The sequence below is a fragment of the Enterococcus sp. 5H genome (assembly GCF_028128615.1).
GTDB lineage: Bacteria > Bacillota > Bacilli > Lactobacillales > Enterococcaceae > Enterococcus_L.
Window position 1 is genome coordinate 1 of sequence record NZ_AMDP01000058.1, and the last position, 21,510, is coordinate 21,510.

At 32.4% G+C, this 21,510-nt stretch carries 20 protein-coding genes; 2 read left to right on the forward strand and 18 right to left on the reverse strand.

All coding sequences use genetic code 11. The annotated features are described in order from the left end of the window. Nucleotides 1-2,023: GBS Bsp-like repeat-containing protein (locus C240_RS14335; RefSeq protein WP_271497203.1), on the reverse strand; the 2,023-nt coding region annotated here is incomplete at its 3' end. Nucleotides 2,024-2,299: 276 nt separating this feature from the next. Here C240_RS14335 and C240_RS14340 point away from each other — a divergent pair. Next, entirely contained in the window at nt 2,300-3,262 is a 963-nt protein-coding gene (locus tag C240_RS14340; RefSeq protein WP_271497205.1) for a lysylphosphatidylglycerol synthase domain-containing protein, read from the forward strand. A gap of 287 nt (nt 3,263-3,549) precedes the next feature. Here C240_RS14340 and C240_RS14345 read toward each other — a convergent pair whose 3' ends face one another. The 17 genes from C240_RS14345 to map all read right to left on the reverse strand — a co-directional run bounded on the left by C240_RS14345 (nt 3,550) and on the right by map (nt 20,834). Next, complete coding sequence (locus tag C240_RS14345) at nt 3,550-6,129, reverse strand: hypothetical protein (protein WP_271497207.1); 2,580 nt, start codon at nt 6,127-6,129, stop codon at nt 3,550-3,552. Nucleotides 6,130-6,145: 16 nt separating this feature from the next. Further along, nucleotides 6,146-7,087 carry a glycosyltransferase family 2 protein gene (locus C240_RS14350; protein ID WP_271497209.1) on the reverse strand — a complete coding sequence of 314 codons (942 nt, stop codon included), beginning with the start codon at nt 7,085-7,087 and terminating at the stop codon, nt 6,146-6,148. Between the two features lie 54 nt (nt 7,088-7,141). Further along, a complete protein-coding gene (locus C240_RS14355) occupies nt 7,142-7,480 on the reverse strand; it encodes a hypothetical protein (protein WP_271497211.1) in 339 nt (112 codons plus the stop codon). Then, nucleotides 7,477-7,827 carry a DUF2304 domain-containing protein gene (locus tag C240_RS14360; protein WP_271497213.1) on the reverse strand — a complete coding sequence of 117 codons (351 nt, stop codon included), beginning with the start codon at nt 7,825-7,827 and terminating at the stop codon, nt 7,477-7,479. The genes C240_RS14355 and C240_RS14360 overlap by 4 nt, the downstream gene beginning before the upstream one ends. A gap of 2 nt (nt 7,828-7,829) precedes the next feature. After that, nucleotides 7,830-8,561, reverse strand: a complete 732-nt coding sequence (locus tag C240_RS14365) for a glycosyltransferase family 2 protein (RefSeq protein ID WP_271497215.1) — start codon at nt 8,559-8,561, stop codon at nt 7,830-7,832. Nucleotides 8,562-8,580: 19 nt separating this feature from the next. Then, nucleotides 8,581-10,134: a DUF2142 domain-containing protein gene (locus tag C240_RS14370; protein WP_271497217.1), complete on the reverse strand. Its 1,554-nt coding sequence runs from the start codon at nt 10,132-10,134 to the stop codon at nt 8,581-8,583. Between the two features lie 226 nt (nt 10,135-10,360). After that, nucleotides 10,361-11,530: a nucleotide sugar dehydrogenase gene (locus C240_RS14375; RefSeq protein ID WP_271497219.1), complete on the reverse strand. Its 1,170-nt coding sequence runs from the start codon at nt 11,528-11,530 to the stop codon at nt 10,361-10,363. Between the two features lie 263 nt (nt 11,531-11,793). Next, on the reverse strand, nt 11,794-12,624 hold the full coding sequence (gene rfbD, locus C240_RS14380; RefSeq protein WP_271497221.1) for a dTDP-4-dehydrorhamnose reductase: 831 nt from the start codon (nt 12,622-12,624) through the stop codon (nt 11,794-11,796). 195 nt (nt 12,625-12,819) lie between these two features. Next, nucleotides 12,820-13,848, reverse strand: a complete 1,029-nt coding sequence (rfbB, locus tag C240_RS14385) for a dTDP-glucose 4,6-dehydratase (protein WP_271497223.1) — start codon at nt 13,846-13,848, stop codon at nt 12,820-12,822. Nucleotides 13,849-13,869: 21 nt separating this feature from the next. After that, nucleotides 13,870-14,442, reverse strand: a complete 573-nt coding sequence (gene rfbC / locus C240_RS14390; protein ID WP_271497224.1) for a dTDP-4-dehydrorhamnose 3,5-epimerase — start codon at nt 14,440-14,442, stop codon at nt 13,870-13,872. Between the two features lie 13 nt (nt 14,443-14,455). Then, nucleotides 14,456-15,325: a glucose-1-phosphate thymidylyltransferase RfbA gene (gene rfbA, locus C240_RS14395; protein ID WP_271497226.1), complete on the reverse strand. Its 870-nt coding sequence runs from the start codon at nt 15,323-15,325 to the stop codon at nt 14,456-14,458. A gap of 127 nt (nt 15,326-15,452) precedes the next feature. Next, nucleotides 15,453-16,157 carry a glycosyltransferase family 2 protein gene (locus tag C240_RS14400; RefSeq protein WP_271497228.1) on the reverse strand — a complete coding sequence of 235 codons (705 nt, stop codon included), beginning with the start codon at nt 16,155-16,157 and terminating at the stop codon, nt 15,453-15,455. After that, complete coding sequence (locus C240_RS14405; RefSeq protein WP_271497230.1) at nt 16,158-16,991, reverse strand: glycosyltransferase; 834 nt, start codon at nt 16,989-16,991, stop codon at nt 16,158-16,160. Further along, nucleotides 16,991-17,773, reverse strand: a complete 783-nt coding sequence (locus C240_RS14410; RefSeq protein ID WP_271497232.1) for a glycosyltransferase family 2 protein — start codon at nt 17,771-17,773, stop codon at nt 16,991-16,993. Before C240_RS14410 ends, C240_RS14405 begins: the two co-directional genes overlap by 1 nt. Nucleotides 17,774-17,856: 83 nt before the next feature. After that, entirely contained in the window at nt 17,857-18,996 is a 1,140-nt protein-coding gene (locus C240_RS14415) for a glycosyltransferase family 4 protein (protein WP_271497233.1), read from the reverse strand. Nucleotides 18,997-19,124: 128 nt separating this feature from the next. Then, entirely contained in the window at nt 19,125-20,039 is a 915-nt protein-coding gene (locus C240_RS14420) for a YihY/virulence factor BrkB family protein (protein ID WP_271497235.1), read from the reverse strand. A gap of 30 nt (nt 20,040-20,069) precedes the next feature. Next, a complete protein-coding gene (map, locus tag C240_RS14425) occupies nt 20,070-20,834 on the reverse strand; it encodes a type I methionyl aminopeptidase (protein ID WP_271497237.1) in 765 nt (254 codons plus the stop codon). 203 nt (nt 20,835-21,037) lie between these two features. On the opposite strand from map, the gene C240_RS14430 reads away from it, so the two are divergent. After that, nucleotides 21,038-21,481, forward strand: coding sequence for a flavodoxin (locus C240_RS14430; protein ID WP_271497238.1), 444 nt, complete (start codon nt 21,038-21,040; stop codon nt 21,479-21,481). The last annotated feature ends 29 nt before the right edge of the window (nt 21,482-21,510 follow it).

Consider the following 21,510-nt stretch of genomic DNA (forward strand, 5'->3'; position numbering starts at 1 on the left):
TACGAACTTCTTTTACCCCTGAAACCGTTGTTGGTGTTACGATCACATCAAAACTATTGGTAGCATTGTTATATGCTGTGGCTCTTGCATCTAAACCTGGTTGTGTTACGTTAAAGGTATCTGACGAGATACACTGCATTGTCCCGTTTGATAATTTCACATACGTATCTGCAAAGTATTTCCCTGAATTTTTATGATTGTTTATATTGATTGTTGTTTGATACGTTCCATTACTATTTTTAGTTGCTACATACCATTTTAAATCATTAGATGACCACACAGCTACATGTACAGTCATTGCTCCTTGATAGTTTCCTTGATTAACAGTTGTCGTTGCTTTGTATGTGGTCTCTTTTCCATTGGTGTCTTCAATGGTTGTTTTTCCTCCTAGTGACCAAGAAACATCCACCGGATTAGCAACCATGCCATTTACTAAACCATTATTGGAATACAAATAGACATGCACTGTATAGTTCCCTGTGTTGTATTGATGATCTTTAATATTCACTGTTGCTTTGTAGGTACCATCTGCTTGTCTTGTCGCTCTATACCAAATTAAATCAGAACGATCAGCCTTGCTCCATACTGGAATACGAACTTCTTTTACCCCTGAAACCGTTGTTGGTGTTACGATCACATCAAAACTATTGGTAGCATTGTTATATGCTGTGGCTCTTGCATCTAAACTTGGTTGCGTTACGTTGAAGGTATCAGATGAGGCCCCAACTTGAGTACTTTTATTCATTTTCGCATAGGTATGGACAATATATTTGCCTGCCGTAGCATGATTGGCAATATTTATACTAGCTGTCCAAGTTCCATCACCATTTCTTTTTGCAGGGTACCATACCAAATCATCCTGTCCATTCTCTTCTGACCATGTTGCAAAATATACTTCAATTGGAGAATAACCTCCGGCTTCAATGGTAGTCGTTGCTTCAAATATAGTTTCATTACCACTTTTATCCGTTATTTTTGTCGATCCTTTCACTGGAATGTCACTGGTCCAGCCACTATCCCCAGTAAATAATCCCGTATAATCCGTATTAATGTCAAAAGGATGGGCGATACCTGGGAAATAAAAATTCGATGACCACTGCCATGCACTGTAATCATTATTCCAGTTTTGAGAAGCCGTAGGCGTATAAGGATATTGAGCTACCCAAATATTTTCTTTTCCAAAAAGGCTTGTATTAAATCGTCCTCCAGCAACATCTAACCAACTTCTTGACATATAATAAGCAATTCTTGTATAGCCTAATGAATTTAACTTTGTCTTAAATGTACTTGTATTAGTATTCAAGCTGGATATATTCATTGGGGACTCTTCGATATCTGATACCATTACTGTAGTCTTTGATAGTCCCAATTCATTTGCTTTACTAGCAAAGTAAGCAGCTTCTAATTCAGCGCCAGCAGCAGAGGTATAATGACTATAATGATAAACGGAAACTGTCATACCAGCTAATTTTGCATTATCAATTTGTGATTTTGCGTATGGATTGAAGTAAGTTGTCCCTTCTGTTAACTTGACAACAACCCCAGTAATGCCATATGTCTTCATCATTTGAAATTGATTAACCGAAATAGTCTCATTGTGTGATGAAATATCAATAAAGTGAGCTGCTGGGCGATTGCTTTCCCCTGCATTGACTATATCTACTGTATTTCTTGTCATTCGACTGCCAAGTGACGGTAATGTATTCAAATCAGAACGACTACCAGTTGATGGCTCATAATAGTTATCATTTTCTTCTGATAGATTGCTATCTTCAGTTTCATTATCTGTGGATCGAGTTTGCTCCGTAGTATCAGTTGATTGATTGATTTCTGAAGTAGTAGTCTCATTAGTTTCTAAAGATGGCTCTATATTTTTTTCAACAGTCGTCTGCGGTAAGTTAAGTGAGGGTGATGTACTTTCAGATGCTTTAACACTCTCTGCTTTTACCTGAAAAACAGGAAACAAATTGCTAAATACAAGACAAGTACAAAGAGATACTGAAAGCAAAATCTTTTTTTTCATGATATTCCTCCAAAATTGGTTAATTAAATGGTTAATACAGGTCTATTTATTTTTGCCTGCATCTGACATATTTTACATTATTAGAATTAATAAATCAAATTGAACGAAAAGTATGAAACTTAATTTCTACAACTATTCCTTTCATTTCTATTATTGGTATGAACTACCATAAAAGTACATAGATTGGAATGTATAATATATATGTAGTCTGATTTGCTCTAAACATCTTTTTAGAGTAAAATCAAATTTGATACTTTAGTAGGAAGAGAGAATTTTATGAATAAAACAATAAAAAAAATATTAAACATCTTAGGAAATGTTGTTACCTTACTTGCCATTTATTTTGTCTTTAAAAAGTTATTTTCAAGTGACTTAGATTATTCTGAAATTTTTAACCAAAAGGACATCTCTATTGTCTTATTCGTTATAATTTTTTTAAGTATTATTATCATTTTAAACTGTTTTCCTTGGAAAACTTTAGTAGAAATATTTGCAAAGGAAAAAATGCCTTGGTTAGATACCGCAAAGGTTTATACAAAATCCAATTTACTAAAATATTTACCAGGCAATGTTTTTCAATATGTCGGCAGAAACCAGTTAGCTTCTAAAATGGATATTTCTCATATTCAAGTTGCAGCAGCTACTGTATTTGATGTAGCTGTCAACGTTTTAGCAGGAATGATTTTAGCATCTATCTACCTTTTGAAAAATAATTTATTATCTGATTTTTTTACTGATCTACCTATAGCACTAGTATTAGGTTTGTGTCTATTATTTATTCTTTTTATAATTTTATTATTCTATGTTTTTAGAAATAAGATCAGACCTTGGTTGAAAAAGTATCGTTACTTATTCACTAAATCAACAATCAAGGGACTATTTATTTGCTTAGCTTATTACATAGTAACCATGTTGGTTCAAAGTTTATTGTTCATTGCTGTACTTGTTTATGTAGTAGGAGTATCACTTGACTTAAACCTCTTTTTAAGTTTATTTTCTGCTTATACATTTTCTTGGTTAGTTGGTTTTGTAACCCCTGGTGCACCTGCAGGAATTGGAATTAGAGAAGCTGTAATGGCAGGGGCAACCGGTGGCTTAATTAATGAAGGGACAATTACTTTTGCAATGGTTATTTTCCGAGTCTTAACAACTTTAGCTGATGGTATAGCCTTTTTATTAGTCTTCGGTTATAGTAAATTTGTAAGAAAAAAGAAAACTCCTGATAAACGTGTCAACTAAACAATCTAGTTAATCTGGAACCAACAATTCATAAGTATATCCAGCTGACTGTAGAACTAATAATTTTATATAGATGTTTACAAAAACAATAATCCAAATACTGATCAAAACGATTAGTATCTGGATTATTTCTTGTCTATAGAGATGTTTATTTTTTTGAAAATATGATTGAGTGCATGTATTTCAGTATTCTGAAAAATCAAATGAACAAAAAAACAAGCTCTTTTTATTTATCTAGTTAAATCTCTTTTCTTTAATACGATTTTTATAAGTACTCTGTCGATTTTTTAGGAAACTAAATAATCTTTAAAATAATATAAGAAATAAATGAAGTCCCCATACAACAAAAGAAGGGTAAACACAACACAGAAAATCGAAATAGCGTTAGAAAGAATTTTATTCGCTCCATTTTCTGTAATTGATATTTTTTCATTAATACTTTCCCTAGTTTCACTTAATAGCTTAACACAAAGAAATCCTAATACTGCTATAAAACACAAATAGTATCTTGTCTGATGCGTTCCTGGATAACCATCAATATAGAATCGATCAATTGATGTTTTAAACTGCAGAAGTACAGTGAATAAAATAGATGTGTAAAATACTTTTAATAATGTCATCGTATTATCCTTCAATTTATTTTTTATGACTAAATAAATAGTAGGCAAAATTAACACTAACATTGAACCTAATTTTTCAACTGATAACCAAGAATTTTCTTTAGACAAAGATACATGGGATTCTATAGATGTCCATGTCTGGAAGAATTTAGGAAAATAATACATGATGTATTCAGAGAAATTCATATGCAGCCTTTGTTCAAAAGGTACGTAAAAAACAGATGAATAAAAATCTGGAATATCCATTGATTGCAATGCAGGTTGAAAAGTATCGAATCGTTTATAAACAAGTACAAAGTATGCAAATGTAATCAGGTACAATGGTAATGTAATAAAGAATTCTTTACAATTAATCAATTTGAAGTTTTTTTGTTTATAAATTGAGTAGGTTAAGAAAATCAACGCCGTCAATATTACTCCAATTCCTGCTGTTACTTTAGTCCACATAGTCAAATTAATTCCTAACGCAATTAATAAATACGTAATGAAATTTAAACGATTTTCAGAAAAACGCAACATACCTAAAAAGAAGATATTCACCGTAAGAAGTGTTAAGTTATCATTATTCACACCACTAAATCCATATACCAGCATTGGGATACTCGTTAAAATACTAGCATACAACAAATGATAAATTGGTTCTTTTTTTATTCTAGAATAACCAATATAAAATGCCAGAAGTAAACCAGACATACCAATAATAATGTTCATAATTAGTAGACGGCTATCTTTAACAAAATAATTTCCATCGCCTTTGCTATCTACAGCTCTAGTTAAATGAAGAATTTCATAATATAATGGTGGATGTCCTAAATAATTATAAACTGCATTATCAGGAATAAATAATGTATCCCTACCTTCTAACATACCTACTTCAATTTTATTATAATCAGGAACAAAAATATCATTTTCATCCTCTAGATATGCCAGATAAGAAATATGAGCATCCTCATCTGGTGTGCGACCAACATATTCATGATAGTAATTTATCCGGTAAACTGAATAAATAGAAAATAAAAGATACACAAATACAATAGCCCATTTAGCTGGTATATTTAATTTTTTGTAATTTAATATTACTGCCAAAAATAATACACCCAAACAAATGATTATGATCAGTGTTGTTCTTGCATTGAATCGTTCAAACATTGGTGTAAATACGATACTTTTTGCTTCATGCTCCTTGTTACTTTGCATATTGGCAACTAGATAATTTGTACTAGTACCTACCGCAAATTGCGCTGGCATCTTATTTTTCTCTTCAATACTTTTTAGAACAATTCTATAACTTTTAGCTTGAGATTTTGGCTGTTTATCAAATTTAACTTTGTAATAACCTTCACTATTTTCAATATCTTCACCATAAATAATTTGATTAGTGATCGTTTTTCCAGTATCAACATCTAATAATGAAAGATACACATCTTCTGTTGTCTCATTTTCACTAGGATATAAGAACAGATTAATGCCACTTAAGTTATCAAAGCTAGACATAAAATTTTGACTATACACTTTATCCAATTTTGTTGTTTCAACAGGATCTTCCGTAACAATACCTAAATCTTTACTATTTTCAGCATTCGTATAATTTAATGAGAGGTTTCCTAGATACAAGATTAATATCCCGGTAGCTAGAACAATTCCAGCATACTTTAAATTAGACATTTTCTTCAAAAAAAGAACTCTTGAACAATAAATAATATAAATAAACAAAACAAACGCATATAAGTAGTACTTGATAACACTTTTTTTATATATAACCTTTTCAAAATCATTTCTGAAAGAATCGGAGAAAGTTATTTTAGACTCCCCATTTAATTTTTCTACAGAAATAGTATTACCTTCAACAGAAAAGGAATTTTTATTATCTATATAGTTTGCTAATTCTTCACCACTATAATTCTTTATACTCACTTTTTTATTATCAGTACCAGAACTAATTTCAACATTCTTTATCAAAATATCTTTTGACTGAACATCGTCAATCATAAGTTCTAATTCATCCAATTTAAAGTACTGAGGATCAATAGCAAATATAGATTGGTTATTGACTACTCTTGTGGAAATTGACTCTATACCTGAATGCTTGTTTCCCATGACTAAAGAAGTCTGGCTAGTTTCAATGTTACTACTATATTGAATATTCAAATCGATATTAATCGGTAAAACATTAATAAACCTAATTAAAATGATAACTATTATACATATAGAACTTGCTATCAAAACTTTAGCATTTTTTTTAATCATCTTTGTCCCCTATTGATTATTTGTCATAATCTATTTTTTTTACTCGATATTGGATATCTTCCAAAATCTTTCTATTGGCAGAAATCAAATCTGCTTGTAGCCCAATAACAAAAGTTTGAAACCCTATTAAGAGTAGTGTGCTAGCAAGGATTAATGATTGAATATGACCAGAACCAAAACCTTGGAAAAAGAAAACCAAAAACCGAACACCGACGATGGCCCCTATAGTAAAAATAGTACCTCCTAAAATGCTAAAAAACATTAAAGGTTTGTACATCATAAATGCACGAAGTATTGTTAACATTGATTTCTTTATGTACCCAAACATACTGCTAAATAATCTTGAGGGTCTTAACTCACCATTAGTTCTTATTGGAACAGACATCATCGCAATCTTATTTCTTCCGGCCTGTACAATCGTTTCTAAGGTATATGTGTATTCATTTGCAACGTTCATTTGCATGGCAGCTTCTCTACTATACGCTCTAAAGCCACTCGGAGCATCTGGTATATCAGATTTTGAAGCTTTTCTTACAACCCAGCTACCAAATTTTTGTAATTTTTTCTTTAACGGAGAAAAATGTTCTGTTTCAGAAATAGGTCGTTCGCCTATAACAATATCCGTTTTACCTTCAATAATTGGCTGTACTAACTTTTTAATATCTGCACCGTTATACTGGTTGTCAGCATCAGTGTTAACAATAATATCTGCGCCATTTTTAAGACAAGCATCCAATCCAGCCATAAATCCTTTCGCTAGACCCTTATTTCTTTTGAAATTAACCACGTAATTGACGCCCCAATTGCGAGCAACCTCCACAGTATTATCACTACTGCCATCATTAATAATAAGAACTTCAATCTCATCGATACCATCAATCTTTTTAGGCAGATCATTTAACGCAATTTCTAATGTTTCAGCTTCATTGTAACAAGGTATCTGAATTATAAGTTTCATTGTTCCCATCCTTTATGTTTTATAATTTCATTTCATATAAAAAATATTATTATTCTATAGCTTCATGATAGCTATCCCAACTAAAATCACCAATGTACCAATGATTTCTCTAGTTCCTATCGTCTCATTTAATAGGAAGTAAGATCCTACTAAAATAGCGATGTTGATACACGCTATTGATAAGGGATAGATGTAAGATAGTTCAGACTTGCTGACTATTACTAACCATAACAAAAAACTAGCTAAATAACATAGAATACCTACTATAACAATCCAAGACATGGACAGCGAAAAAAAACCATTTTGAAGTAGCAATGTTAAGTCTTTAGACCCTAATTTAAATAAAATTAATCCCAATGAAGATAATACAACATAAATTAAAAATAAAATCATAGATTACCCTCCTTCTCTTTTTTTGACTTAATTATTGAAACTTCTTGAATCAAGTTTTTAATTTTTTCTTCTTGAACAGATACTACTATACTTTGTATTATTGAAAAAGCTAACAGATAGACAATTGCACAAAAGTATAAAAAATTGGACGTTGTTTCAAATCCAAAGAAATCGCTTAATGCTTCTGGTAATTGAGGAAATATCGAAAAAATAACCAATCCTAATGAAAGAATAAGAAGACTAGTAGAGCGTTTTAAAGTCAACTTATTTTGATTAATAGATCGGATAACAAAAATGAAAAATACAATTGCAACAATAAACATTTCGATTCGAAAGATTGTAGTCAATTTTACTTTCCCTCCTTCATGAATGCAGCAATGAGGATTGCTCCGCCAACTTCAAGCATATATTTTATAGACTTAAATGAATGGATGGAAGATTTCCCTCCCATTCTCTCTTTCATATTAACTGGAACTTCTTTCACTCGTACTTTATTTTTGATCAAATGAACAATTGTTTCTGGTTCTGGATATTCTACTGGATAGCGACTACAAAACATGCGAATAATATTTTTATTTGCAGCTCGATAACCTGAAGTAACATCATATATTTTTTCTTTTGTAACTAACCTAATTAACATTGAAATAATTTTAATTCCTACACGTCTCATAGAAGTTGTCTGAAATCCTGATGATGTGACATCAATAAAACGTGAACCAATACAGAAATCAGCTTTATTATCAATAATTGGTTGGACAATTTTAAATAAACTATTAATATCATGCTGTCCATCCCCATCAAATTGGACGGCTATATCGTACCCATATTCAAAAGCATATTTATATCCCGTTTGAACAGCTCCGCCAATTCCCAAATTTTGTATTAGATGAACAGAAGTTATATCATGATTTTTAAGAAGTTGTCCTGTCTTATCTGTAGATCCATCATTTATTACGATGTAATCTAATGTATAAGAATTTAATAACTGTTTATTTTCTAGTTTAAAATTTTTAATTGCTTCAATAGTGTCTAAAATACTGGCTTCCTCATTGTAAGCTGGGATAATCAATAGAATCTTCAAACGTACACCTCTTCTCAATTTAAATATTATAGAATGCTATTGTAAAAATCATCATACTTACAACAAAGCAGATAGATACAGAAATAAGCCAAATATTGTTTTCAACAGATAAACTTGTTTCTTCTAATTGATTTTCGATATGCGGTTCTGTAATATCATTTAGTTCAGGATCAATTTTTTGTTTGTAAAAAAAGTCCGATACATTTGTTAAAATTGGGATTAAAACAAACAAACCAATAAAGTACCTACCTTGAACACCTACAACAGTTAATTCACCAACTGGAGTCCAAGTTAAATACTGACTTAAAATAATCATTACCATAACCCCTAGAATAATCAATCCTAATCCATATTTGTTTAATGATGATAATTTTTTCTTTATATTAAAAGGAAAAAAGAGACACAATCCACCAAAATAAGCTAAATACAGAAGTCCCACATGTGCTGAAAAGTATTTCAACCAACCAAATCTAAAATTCATTTGGAATATATTTATGCTTTCCACTAAAGCCGTAATTAGTACCCGTATTGACACGAAAAGGTTATTTTTCATAAAACTCAATTGTTCACTTGGGTTAACTTGAGCTCCTCTATGGACTGGTTGTATTGTCGAATAATACAAATACCAAAGTAATGTTCCCAAAACTAAAACAGCCAATAGAGCAAGTGCCGTCATGTATGTTTTTTTATTTTTATATTTTTTAGGTTCAATAAAAATTAAAATACCGGAAAGTAAAACATAAGGTAGTTTGCATGAAATCATAACCAAGCACAAGGTAAAGAAAATGAACAATTCTTTATAGTCAATCTTCCTAGGACTAAAAAGAAAGTTAACCAAATATGCACAAGTAAGTAAAATTAAGCCGTTTGCAAACGCATCTTGACTATAAGAGGCAGATAAATAAATGGACATTGGAAACAAAGCGATTGCAGTAAACATCACTTTATAATACTTAACTTTTTTTATAGCTAAGTACGCAAGCAATGCATAGACAATCAAATTGAATATGCGTCCTAAATAAAATGTCCAATACAACCCTAACGATAAGGTCTTACCAATAATTAACCCCATAGCTTGAGGAAGATAACTAATAAATGAATAAGTTGATGTTGTAGTAATATATACTTGAGCTTGCTTTTCATTTGAAGGCTTAACAGACTTTAAATCATTTTTCCATGTCTGCTTCACGCGTTCATTCATCGATTGATAATCTTTTGATACTTCTAAATCTGCTGTTTTATCACTCATACCTAAATTTCCTTCAGCAACGTAAAATGCACGAGCTAAATGACTAGGTTCATCAGGAGTATCTAAAACAGGTGTTATAAACGTAAATGCTGTGCCTAAAATTAGGATACAGCATAAGGCACTTGTTTCTAATTTTTCCTTTACAAAAAATATCGGGACTGACGATAAGCAAAACACAAAAACTATTAATTTTTTAGGTATTGGATTAAATTGAAAAAAGAAAATTGTAGCAATTAATACGACAATTGCTAATGCGATTAAATATTTCCATCTGGCTTTTAAGAGCTCGTAGAATTGAATAGTAATATTGCTAACTACACTCATTATTTTACTCCTTTTTATCTTATTAGTTACAGTCTAACTTATTAAATATCATCACTTTAACAAAAATGTTTGTTATTTTGTACAAAACAGGCGAAAAATTTATTAAATGATTAACTAAAAACATCTACTAAAACCAACACATTCTTTGAAATTCTACCACTTATACTACGTTATTTCAAGTAGCACGAGAAATAGTCTAACGACTAAAGTCGTTAGACTAAACTCATTAATCCCTTTTAAAAATATCTCTAGTATAAACTTTTTCTTCAACATCAAATAATGAATCTTCCATTCGATTCATTACGATCACATCAGAAAGCTGCTTAAACTTATCTAAATCACGTTCTACTCTTGAATTATAAAACGCGTCATCTTTTAATGTTGGCTCATAAACGATCACTTCAATACCTTTGGCTTTTAATCGCTTCATAATACCTTGAATAGACGAATATCTAAAATTATCTGAATTTGATTTCATTGTTAAACGATAGATTCCTACAACTTTAGGATTTCTAGCTAAGATTTGATCAGCTACAAAATCTTTTCTAGTCCTATTCGCATCAACAATCGCGCTGATAATATTGTTAGGTACTTTATCATAGTTAGCCAACAACTGTTTTGTATCTTTTGGTAAACAATAGCCACCATAACCAAAAGAAGGATTATTGTAATGCGAACCAATTCTTGGATCTAAGCCAACGCCTTCTATTATTTGTTTCGCATTTAGACCTCTTGCTTCAGCATACGTATCTAATTCATTAAAGTAAGCAACTCTAAGCGCTAAATACGTATTAGAAAACAGTTTAATTGCTTCAGCTTCCGTTGCATGTGTTAATAATACTTCTGAATTCTTATCCATAGTATTTTCAAAAAATAGATTGGCGATTTTTTGCCCGCGATCAGAACATTCGCCTACAATAATTCTAGATGGGTACAGATTATCATATAGAGCTCTTCCCTCACGCAAAAATTCAGGTGAGAAAATAATATTTTCAGTTTGAAATTTCTTTCTGATACTATCGGTATATCCAACAGGTACTGTAGATTTAATAATAAAAACAGCATCTTTTCTAATTGATAATGCTCGTTCAATCACATTCTCAACTGTAGATGTATCAAAATAATTTCTATCTTCATTATAATCAGTTGGTGTTGCAACAATTAAATAATCACCAAATTTTACTGCTTCTTCAAAGTTTTTTGTAAACGTTAAATTTAAATCTTCACGAGCTAAAAATTCATGAATTTCCTTATCTTCAAGAGGTGAAACCCCATTATTTAATAAATCAATTTTTTCATCAACAATATCATAAGCCATTACTTGTTCATTTTGGCTTAATAACATTGCGTTAGCAAGGCCTACATAACCCAAACCAAACACTGAAATTTTATTCATTATTTATTTCCTCCAATCAATATAAGCATCACTTTAACTTAATAATTATAACTTACATATTATTAAAATAAAAGGCAATATTTTAAGCATATTAGGTGTTAAATACAATAAATCTATGTACAATGACATCTGTAGTCTTCACTTCTAAAACAGAAGCTGCTAATACCTCATACATAATTATGCGTTTCAGAATCCTTTTAAGGTATAGTATGCAGCTACTATTTTATAGTTCTAATTGAAAAAATATTTTTTCTTTAATATTACTACTTCAACATACTTGCCAAAGCTTCTTGCCAAGTTGGAATTTCAAACCCTAATGTTGTTGTTTTAGTAAGATCCATCACAGAATATTTAGGACGAATTGCTTTTTGCGGAAATTTACTTGAGTCTACAGGTAGTACTTCAACTTCTGTATCTTTTAAAATCTCTTTGGCAAATTCGTACCAGCTGCAGCTATTTTCATTTGACAAATGATAGATTCCATAAGGTGCTTTTTCTTTTATCACAAACACCATAAACTCAGCTAAGGTTCTGGTCCAAGTTGGGCGTCCAAATTGATCATCTACAACCGTAAGCTGGTCGCGTGTCTCAGCTAATTTTTGCATAGTAAAGACAAAGTTGTGCCCATATTGACCAAATACCCATGAAGTACGAATAATGTAATATTTTTCCAAAGTGTCTTGAACAATTTGTTCACCTAGTAATTTAGTACGACCGTATTCATTTTGAGGATTCGTTTGGTCGTCTGTTTTGTACATAGCATCTTTTTTAGTTCCGTCAAAAACGTAATCTGTACTAATATAAACTAAAGTTGCGTCCACAGCTTTTGCAGCAACAGCTACATTTCTTGTACCGTCAACATTAATTTTTTCATCTAGCTCTTTACCTTCATCCTCTGCTTTATCCACAGCTGTGTATGCTGCACAGTGATAAATTAGCTCAGGTTTTAAATCTGTGATAAACGCCATCGTTTTCTCTGCATCAGTGATGTCCATTTCATTAGAGTCAGTAGAAATATATTCTAATCCTTGTTCATCTAAAAAATGACGTAACTCGGTTCCTAATTGCCCATTACCGCCAGTTAAAAGTATCATTCTTATTTCCTCCTTCAATTCAAGAAAAATTCATAGTATTATTTTTTCCATAAATATCTAAAAAGTTTAAGTCGTTTTCGTATTTAGAGCGTGGAACAAAACGAAAAGACAGTTTTGTTCCACGCTCAACAAGTTACTATTTTAATCTTAATCGGTTAAAATCAGCAGCATAATGTTTCAGCAAAACATCGCTTGTTATTGACCGTTTTTTGCATAGTTGGCTTCAACAGCTTCTTTATCAGCTTTCCACCAATTTTCATTTTCAGTATACCATTGAATTGTATCAGCTAAGCCATCACGGAAATTAGTAAATTCTGGCGTCCAGCCTAATTCATCGCGTAGCTTTGTTGAATCAATAGCATAACGTAAGTCATGTCCAGCACGGTCGTTTACATGTTCGTAAGCATCTTTTGGCTGTCCCATCAATTCTAAAATTAATTCAATTACTGTTTTATTATCTTCTTCTCCGTCAGCACCAATTAGGTAAGTCTCACCAAGACGGCCTTTTGTTAAAATAGCCCATACAGCTGAAGAATGATCGTTTGTGTGAATCCAATCCCGTACATTTTTACCAGCACCGTATAATTTAGGTGTAATCCCGCTTAAAACGTTAGTGATTTGGCGCGGAATGAATTTTTCAATATGTTGATACGGTCCATAGTTATTTGAACAGTTAGAAATAGTCGCTTTCAGTCCAAATGAACGGCCCCAAGCTTTTACTAACAAGTCAGAACCCGCTTTTGTAGAAGAATAAGGACTTGAAGGATTATAAGGCGTTTCAGCCGTAAATTTCTCCCCTTCACCTTCACCATGACCAGGTAAATCTTCACGTAGTGGTAAGTCTCCATATACTTCATCTGTAGAAACATGATGATAACGTACATCGTGTTTGCGACAAGCTTCAATCAAAGTATACGTACCAATAATGTTTGTTTGGACGAATGGGAACGGATCATTTAATGAGTTATCATTATGAGACTCAGCTGCATAATGAACGACTGCATCTGTTTCTTTGACTAAACGATTTACTAACTCAGCGTCAGCTATATCGCCGATCACTAATTCTACACGATCTTTCGGTAATCCCTCAAGATTTTTTTCATTTCCCGCATAAGTTAGTTTGTCTAAAACAGTTACATGAACTTCTGGATGGTTGTTCACTACATAATGAACAAAGTTTGATCCGATGAAGCCAGCTCCACCAGTAACAATGATGTTTTTCATCTTTAAGATCTCTCCTATTTTTTAGATTTCACCATAAACGAATGGATTTTCTGCTTCAAATTCTTTTAGTGTTGGGTGATTTTTATCTTTTTCAGAAGTAATTGCTTTTTGTATATCAATCGGCCAATCAATAGATAAACCTGGATCATCAAAAGCAATTCCGCCATCAGCTGGCGCGCTATAATAATTATCGCACTTGTACATAAAATTCACATTTGGCGTTAATGTTACAAAACCATGCGCATAGCCTTTAGGTACTAATAATTGGCGATGATTATGTTCAGATAAAATATAGCCTTCCCATTGTCCATAAGTTGGGCTGCCTTTACGGATATCTACAATAACATCCAGAACTGCTCCAGTTACAACACGGATTAATTTTGTTTGCGCTGCTTCACCTTTTTGAAAGTGTAGACCGCGCAACACGCCTGCTTCACTTGAAAGTGAATGGTTATCTTGAACAAAATCAAAATTCAACCCATGTTGGGCAAACTTTTCTTTCGAATAACTTTCAGTGAAAAAACCACGATGGTCGCCAAAAATGTCCATCTCAATGATTTTAACATCTTGCAGCTTTGTATCGATTACTTTCATCTACTATTCGCTCCTACTCTGCTTCTGCTAAACGTAATAAATATTGACCGTAGCCATTTTTTTTCAATGGTTGTGCCAGTTCAACTAATTGCTCTTTGGTAATATAGCCCATGCGAAAAGCTATCTCTTCTAAACACGCTACTTTTAAATTTTGACGTTTTTCAATTGTCTCAATAAAAGTTGACGCTTCTAAAAGTGACTCATGAGTACCAGTATCCAGCCAAGCAAATCCACGTCCCATTAGCTCTACTGATAGTTTATTTTTTTCAAGATAAACTTTATTTACATCTGTAATTTCTAATTCTCCACGATCAGATGGTTTAATATTTTTAGCAATTTCAACGACCTCGTTGTCGTAAAAATAAAGACCGGTCACCGCATAGTTTGATTTTGGATTTTCAGGTTTTTCTTCAATAGAAAGTGCCTGCATATTTGCGTCAAATTCAACAACACCAAATCTTTCAGGATCATTTACATGGTAGCCAAAAACCGTTGCTCCTTGATCTTTAGCAGCAGCGCGCTGAAGCATATTTGATAAGCCTCCGCCATAGTAAATATTATCTCCTAAAACCAGACAAACACTGTCTTGACCAATAAATTCTTCACCAATAATAAACGCTTGTGCCAATCCATCAGGACTTTCTTGAACTGCATATTCAATGTGAATACCTAAATCCTTACCATCACCAAACAAACTTTCAAAACGTGGTGTATCATCCGGTGTAGAAATAATTAAAATTTCCGTAATCCCAGCTAACATCAAAGTAGACATTGGGTAATAAATCATTGGTTTGTCATAGATAGGCATTAACTGCTTGGAAGTCGCCTTCGTTAATGGATATAATCTAGTTCCACTTCCGCCAGCTAAAATAATTCCTTTCATGAAAAAACTCCTTCATCATCATTTATTTTTATATTCTTAAAATTTCATCACTAAACACTATTATTGCATTATTAGCAATGGTTGTCTTTCATTTTAAGATTATTTTACACAATTGTAAAGTAACAGTTTAAAAAAGCCGAATGAATAGTGCCTTTATAAGCACCAAACGCCATTTCAACTGTTGAATAAAACTAGCTTTCGATTGAATTTCACTTGTATTATTATTATGTCTACGATATAGCGTAAGCTTTTGCGGTATCAATGCGCTTTTTTTCTCATAAGCAGCAATCAACCCTATCCACATGTCATGCATTGGTACATTATTAGGGATTGGTATAACTTTTGCTTTTAGCTCTTTACGAAAAGCCATTCCCGCTCCAATATATTTATTTTTTACTATATTTTGTATAAAACCGACTTTTACTTTCCGATAGTCAAAATAAGAAGCTTCAATTTCTTCTAATTGCTCATCCACTATAATTAAATCACTAATTACCAAATCAATTTTCGGATGAGAACCAAAGTAATCAAGTGTTACTTCAACCTTTTCAGCCAGCCAGACATCATCTTGATCGGCTAAAAAAATAAAATCTCCCTGGCTTTTTGTTATTGCAAATTCAAAATTGGCAATAACACCTTTACCAGGTCCTTTATACAGCTTAATTCGAGAGTCGTTTTTAGCATATTCTTTAATGAGACTAATTGTTTCATCTGTTGACCCATCATCAGATATTATCACTTCATCATCATTTTTTATCTGAACTAGTATACTGTCAAGCTGCTCTTTTAAATATTTTTCTCCATTATATGTAGCAATACAAACTGATATCATCTACTTCCCTCTCATTAGTGAAACATATTCAGAAAATGTACGTTGCCAAATTTTTCGATTTCTAACACAAAAAAATTGTTTTATTGTTCTTAGTAACAGCTGCTTTTTATGGCTGTTAAGCTTACTTTGGTCGTATTTAGTATAAAACAAAGTCTCAGCATGTATAATAGAATCATATCTTTTATCACTTACTTTTCGATAATCTAGTACCGAAAGATCATGGTTTAATTCGAAATTTAGAACTTCAATTTTTTTATGTTGTCGATGAAGTTCCCAAAAAAGCCAGTGATCCAAGAAATCTAATGGGAAATCCGTATTAAATGAACCTATATAAGTTATCGTTTGTTTTGGCAATACTGTACCCGAGTTGATAGCCATCACACTATCTAGATACGTACCGGCAACAGGATACTCAGATTGACGATTAATATATTTTTTTGAAAAAACAGGTGAGATTTGTCGGTCATGCGATTTGATAAGCGGTACATAAGCTCCAATTCCTTTTGCTATTTCTAATTGAAATAATGCTTGAAAATAAGCTTCTTCCAGTAAGGTATCTTGGTCAAGTAACAATAATAGCTCACCTTTAACATCTTTAAGATACTGAATAGCAGCATTATAAGCTTTTGCTAAACCTGGGTTTGTCTTATCATGAACATAAGTAACATTCATTTGATTAAACAGTTCATTTGTTTGTGCTTTTTCACTGTTATCATAAACAAATAAAAACATTTCCTTTTTACTTGAAAGGTACTTTTTTAATAATGCATAACTGGGTGTTTGTGAAAATTCAGTCTGATACAAAACAACTGTCACGACCAATTTATTTTCCACTAAAAAAACCTCCAGCCCCATTTATTGAAAAATTTGCCCATCGATTGCAAAAAGATCTTAAACAGTTTTTTATTTTTATGTGCGCCTTTTTCATACAAATGAGTGACCGTTTCAAAAGGAGTATACAATATTTTATAACCTGCCTTGCCAAAACTTAAACAAAGATCATTATCTTCAAAATACATGAAAAAACGCTCATCAAATCCGCCAATTTTTTTAAATTTATCCGTATCAACTAGCATTAAACAACCTGAACCCATCTTTATATGCGTCGTTCTATCTTCAGGTAAATCTCTACATTCATAATAGCTTAAACGTTTATCAAATATTTTCTTAACAAATTGAAACGGGACAAATCTCAACATATAATCAAAAACATCCAGCTTCTGGCGAACTAAATATTGTGTAGTTCCATCTTCATTTAACACCTTTGGGCAAACTGCAGCTAATTGTTCATCTTCTGTAATTCGATTAACTAACCGATCTAATGTCGCTTTTTTAACTAACACATCTGGATTAAAAATCACACCATATTGTGCAGATGTACTTTTCAAAATTTGATTATGACCAAAGCCAAAACCTTTATTTTCATCCGATTTATGTATTGAAATGAATGAACCATAGCTTTCTAACTTCTCTATATAGCTTGGTTCTGATGCATTATCAAAAAGATGTATATCGTAATTAGATTCTAAGCCTAATTCCGTTTTTAAATTATCTAGCACATCAAAAATATGACGGCTATTGTGAGTAACAATAGAAATCGTTAGTCTATCATTCATTCCTTTACACCTCATTTTGAATAAGCGAATTGAACCACTTGAACAATTCTTTAAAATAAAACAAATTTATATTTTCTTATTCCTTACTTCTTCTTTTTCGAATGTTTCCCTAAACGTTTTTGTAGCTGTTGCTGACGGAACTCTCGATTACCAAACATACGCAATATATACATTAGCGGTTGGTGATTTTCCCCAACCAATCCAATCATTTCAATAAACAATTCTAAGCCTATCGCGCTAAAAACAATTAATAAAATCGATGCCACATTGCTCGCATAGCTAAAGAGTAATGCAACAAATGAAAAAACTAAAGCCAATCCATAGATCGTCATTACCGCACCTTTGTGTGTAAAACCTAATGATAAAAGACGATGGTGCAAATGCATTTTATCTGCTGATGAAATTGGACGTTTATTCATCAATCGGCGAATAATAGCATAAACCGTATCGGTAATTGGTACACCTAGAATAATCATCGGCGTAATGACTGTAATAAACGTGGCATTTTTCAATCCTTGTAACGACATTACTGCGATCATAAAACCTAGAAATAAGGCACCTGTATCACCTAGAAATATTTTTGCCGGATAAAAATTATAAGGGAAAAAACCTGCGATACTTGCTACTAGTATAAAAATTACAATCGGGATAAAGACTGTTTTAGAATGTAGAAAAAAATAACCAATCACGCCAATGGTTGTCAGACTAATAATTGACACACCTGATGCCAACCCATCTAAGCCATCTATCAAATTAATTGCATTAGTGATCGCTAAAATCCAAAATAATGTTAGCGGCAAACTAAACCAACGTAAATCAATTTGACCAAAAAAAGGCAGCGTCACAACATCAATTCGAATATCAGCTACAAAATAAATAACCAGTGCACCTAATAAAATTCCTATTGTTTTTTTCTTAGGAGATAATTCATAAATGTCATCAATCAGACCTGTAATTACAACAATTCCTGACGCTAAAATAATTGGCAAAATATACGAGGTTGGAATAATTGATTGAAACAAAACTAAGCTCGAAAATGCAAATACAGAATAAATACTTAAACCACCTGCAGTGGGCATAATTTTTGTATTTACTCGTCTTTCTCCCGGTGAATCATATGCACCCATTCTAAAAGCCAATATTTTAATTATCGGCGTCAAGATCAATGATAAAATAAACGTCAAAAATAGACGAATAAAAATTTCATAAATAAACATCGACATAAAGGAACCTACTTTCTTAATGTACATCGTATATTATACCGAATCATTCCATATTTACAAGTTGGAACAGGTGTTTCCACTCGCTGGTAAAACAGGTTGGTTCATTTATTTTAGACACGATTTTTTGTCTATTTGATGAATTTTCCTTTTATTTTATCTACTAATCGATTAAGCAGACCATAGCGATGCTGGATTTTTTCGTTTGAAACATATTCTTTAACCACTGCATTTATAATTCCGCCTAAAATAATAATCGTCGCAGCAAAATTCAGCCATAGCATCAATACGATAAAACTTCCGATAATTTGATAACTGGAAATTTTGGAACCGAAAAGATTGATATACAATCCAAAAACTTGTGATAACAGCATCCAGCCGATTGTCGAAAATACAGCTCCAGGAAAAATTGATCGGAATGATAATCTTGCATTTGGAACAACTCGATAAATCAAACTCATAATAACCAGTAAGACTAAAGACGTTAACGGCCACTTTAATGTCTGAAATGTATCAATAAAATCTGTTGAAAAATGAAAAATAGGTTGTAATATATCTAAAATGGTCTTACCTAAACCTAAAACACCTACAACTCCAACAACCGCAGTCAATAATAACAAAATTACAAACAAAGACATAATACGGACAATAATGAAATTACTGCGTTGTTCCACACCAAAAGCTTTGTTCATTGCTGTTTGCATTGCATTAATACTTTGACTAGCACTCCACAAAGCGGCTAAAGCTGAAATAGACAGCAAACTACCTGAGCGTTGGGTTAACAAAGATTTAATAGCAGGTTCTAAGTCATTAAAAATTGCTTCTGGAATCACTTCTGCAATGTAAGGCAGCACTGTATTGGAGTCTATATGTAAATAAGGTAGGATATTTCCCACCGCAATCAGTAGAGGAAATAGGGACAGAAGTAAATAATAAGCTACGACAACAGATGTGTTTCCTATATCAGAATCTATCATTCTGCGCTGTGTAGTTTCAATAAAACGCATTAACTTTTCATTGTTTTTTACTTTGTCCACTAATTTCATAAGATTCTCCTCTAACGTATCATTCACTGATTAATATGTTAATTCTTCTCCTTGAGAAGTTAAAATTCTTGGGCCATCTTTCGTAATTGCTAATGTATGTTCAAATTGGCAGCTAATTCCACCATCTAGCGTATACGCAGTCCAACCATTAGGGTCCATTTTCATACGCCATGTTCCAGTATTAACCATTGGCTCAATTGTAATAACCATACCTTCTTTTAAGCGTAACCCTTTACCAGCTTCACCATAATGAGGAATCACCGGGCTCTCATGAATGGTTGGTCCGACTCCATGTCCAACAAAATCTCTCACGACAGATAAATTTTCACTTTCTACATACGTTTGGATGGCATGACCAATATCACCGATACGATTGCCAACCTGCGCTTGTTCAATCCCTAGATAGAGTGCTTTTCTAGTAACTTCCATTAAATGGTCCAATTCTGGTGTTGAGTTGCCGACAACGTAAGCCCAGCAAGAATCAGATACAGCACCTTTTAAATCAATACACATATCTACTTTGATTAAATCACCATCTTTTAATAGTTTTTTTCTAGGAAATCCATGACAGATTTCATCATTAATACTACAACAAGTTGCATACTCATATCCTTCAAAGCCAATTTGTGCAGCAACGCCGCCATGGCTTTCAATAAAATCTCTTACAAATACTTCAATATCCCAGCTAGTAACACCTGGTTTAATAAACGAACGCAAGTGGCGATGAACATCTGCCAATAGTTCGCCGGATTCATCCATCATTTCAATTTCTCTTGGTGATTTTAAGGTAATCATTAATTATCGTCTCCTAATCTTTATATAAGAGTATTTTATCATAATTTGTGAAAATTTCACTGAAAAGTAGTTGTATAAAATATATTTCATCATTTTTTTATCATAATTGCGCTAATTATCGGGTTTAAGCTTCTTTTTGTAATTTACATGACCTTCGTTCTTCTGATATAATCAGGATTGTATTATTTGAAGGAGGAAATCTAATGACTTTAGCTAAAATTGTTTATGCAAGCATGACTGGAAATACAGAAGAAATTGCGGATATCGTCGCTGAAGCTTTTGAAAATTTAGATATTGAAGTTGAAATCAATGAGTGCACTCAAGTTGATCCAGAAGACTTTGAAGATGCTGATATTTGTGTTATCGCAACGTACACATATGGTGATGGTGAATTACCTGATGAAATCGTTGACTTTTATGAAGAATTACAAGAAATTAATCTATCTGGAAAAACATATGGTGTTTGCGGTTCAGGCGACACGTTTTATGATGAGTTTTGTAAATCAGTTGATGATTTCGATGCTGTCTTTACAAAAATCGGTGCTATTAAAGGCGCTGACAGTGTAAAAGTTGACTTAGCAGCTGAAGAAGAAGATATTCAAAATCTTGAAGCTTTTGCCAAAAAATTAGCTGAAGCAGTAAAATAAAAAAATAGGTTGGACAAAACATTTCGTCG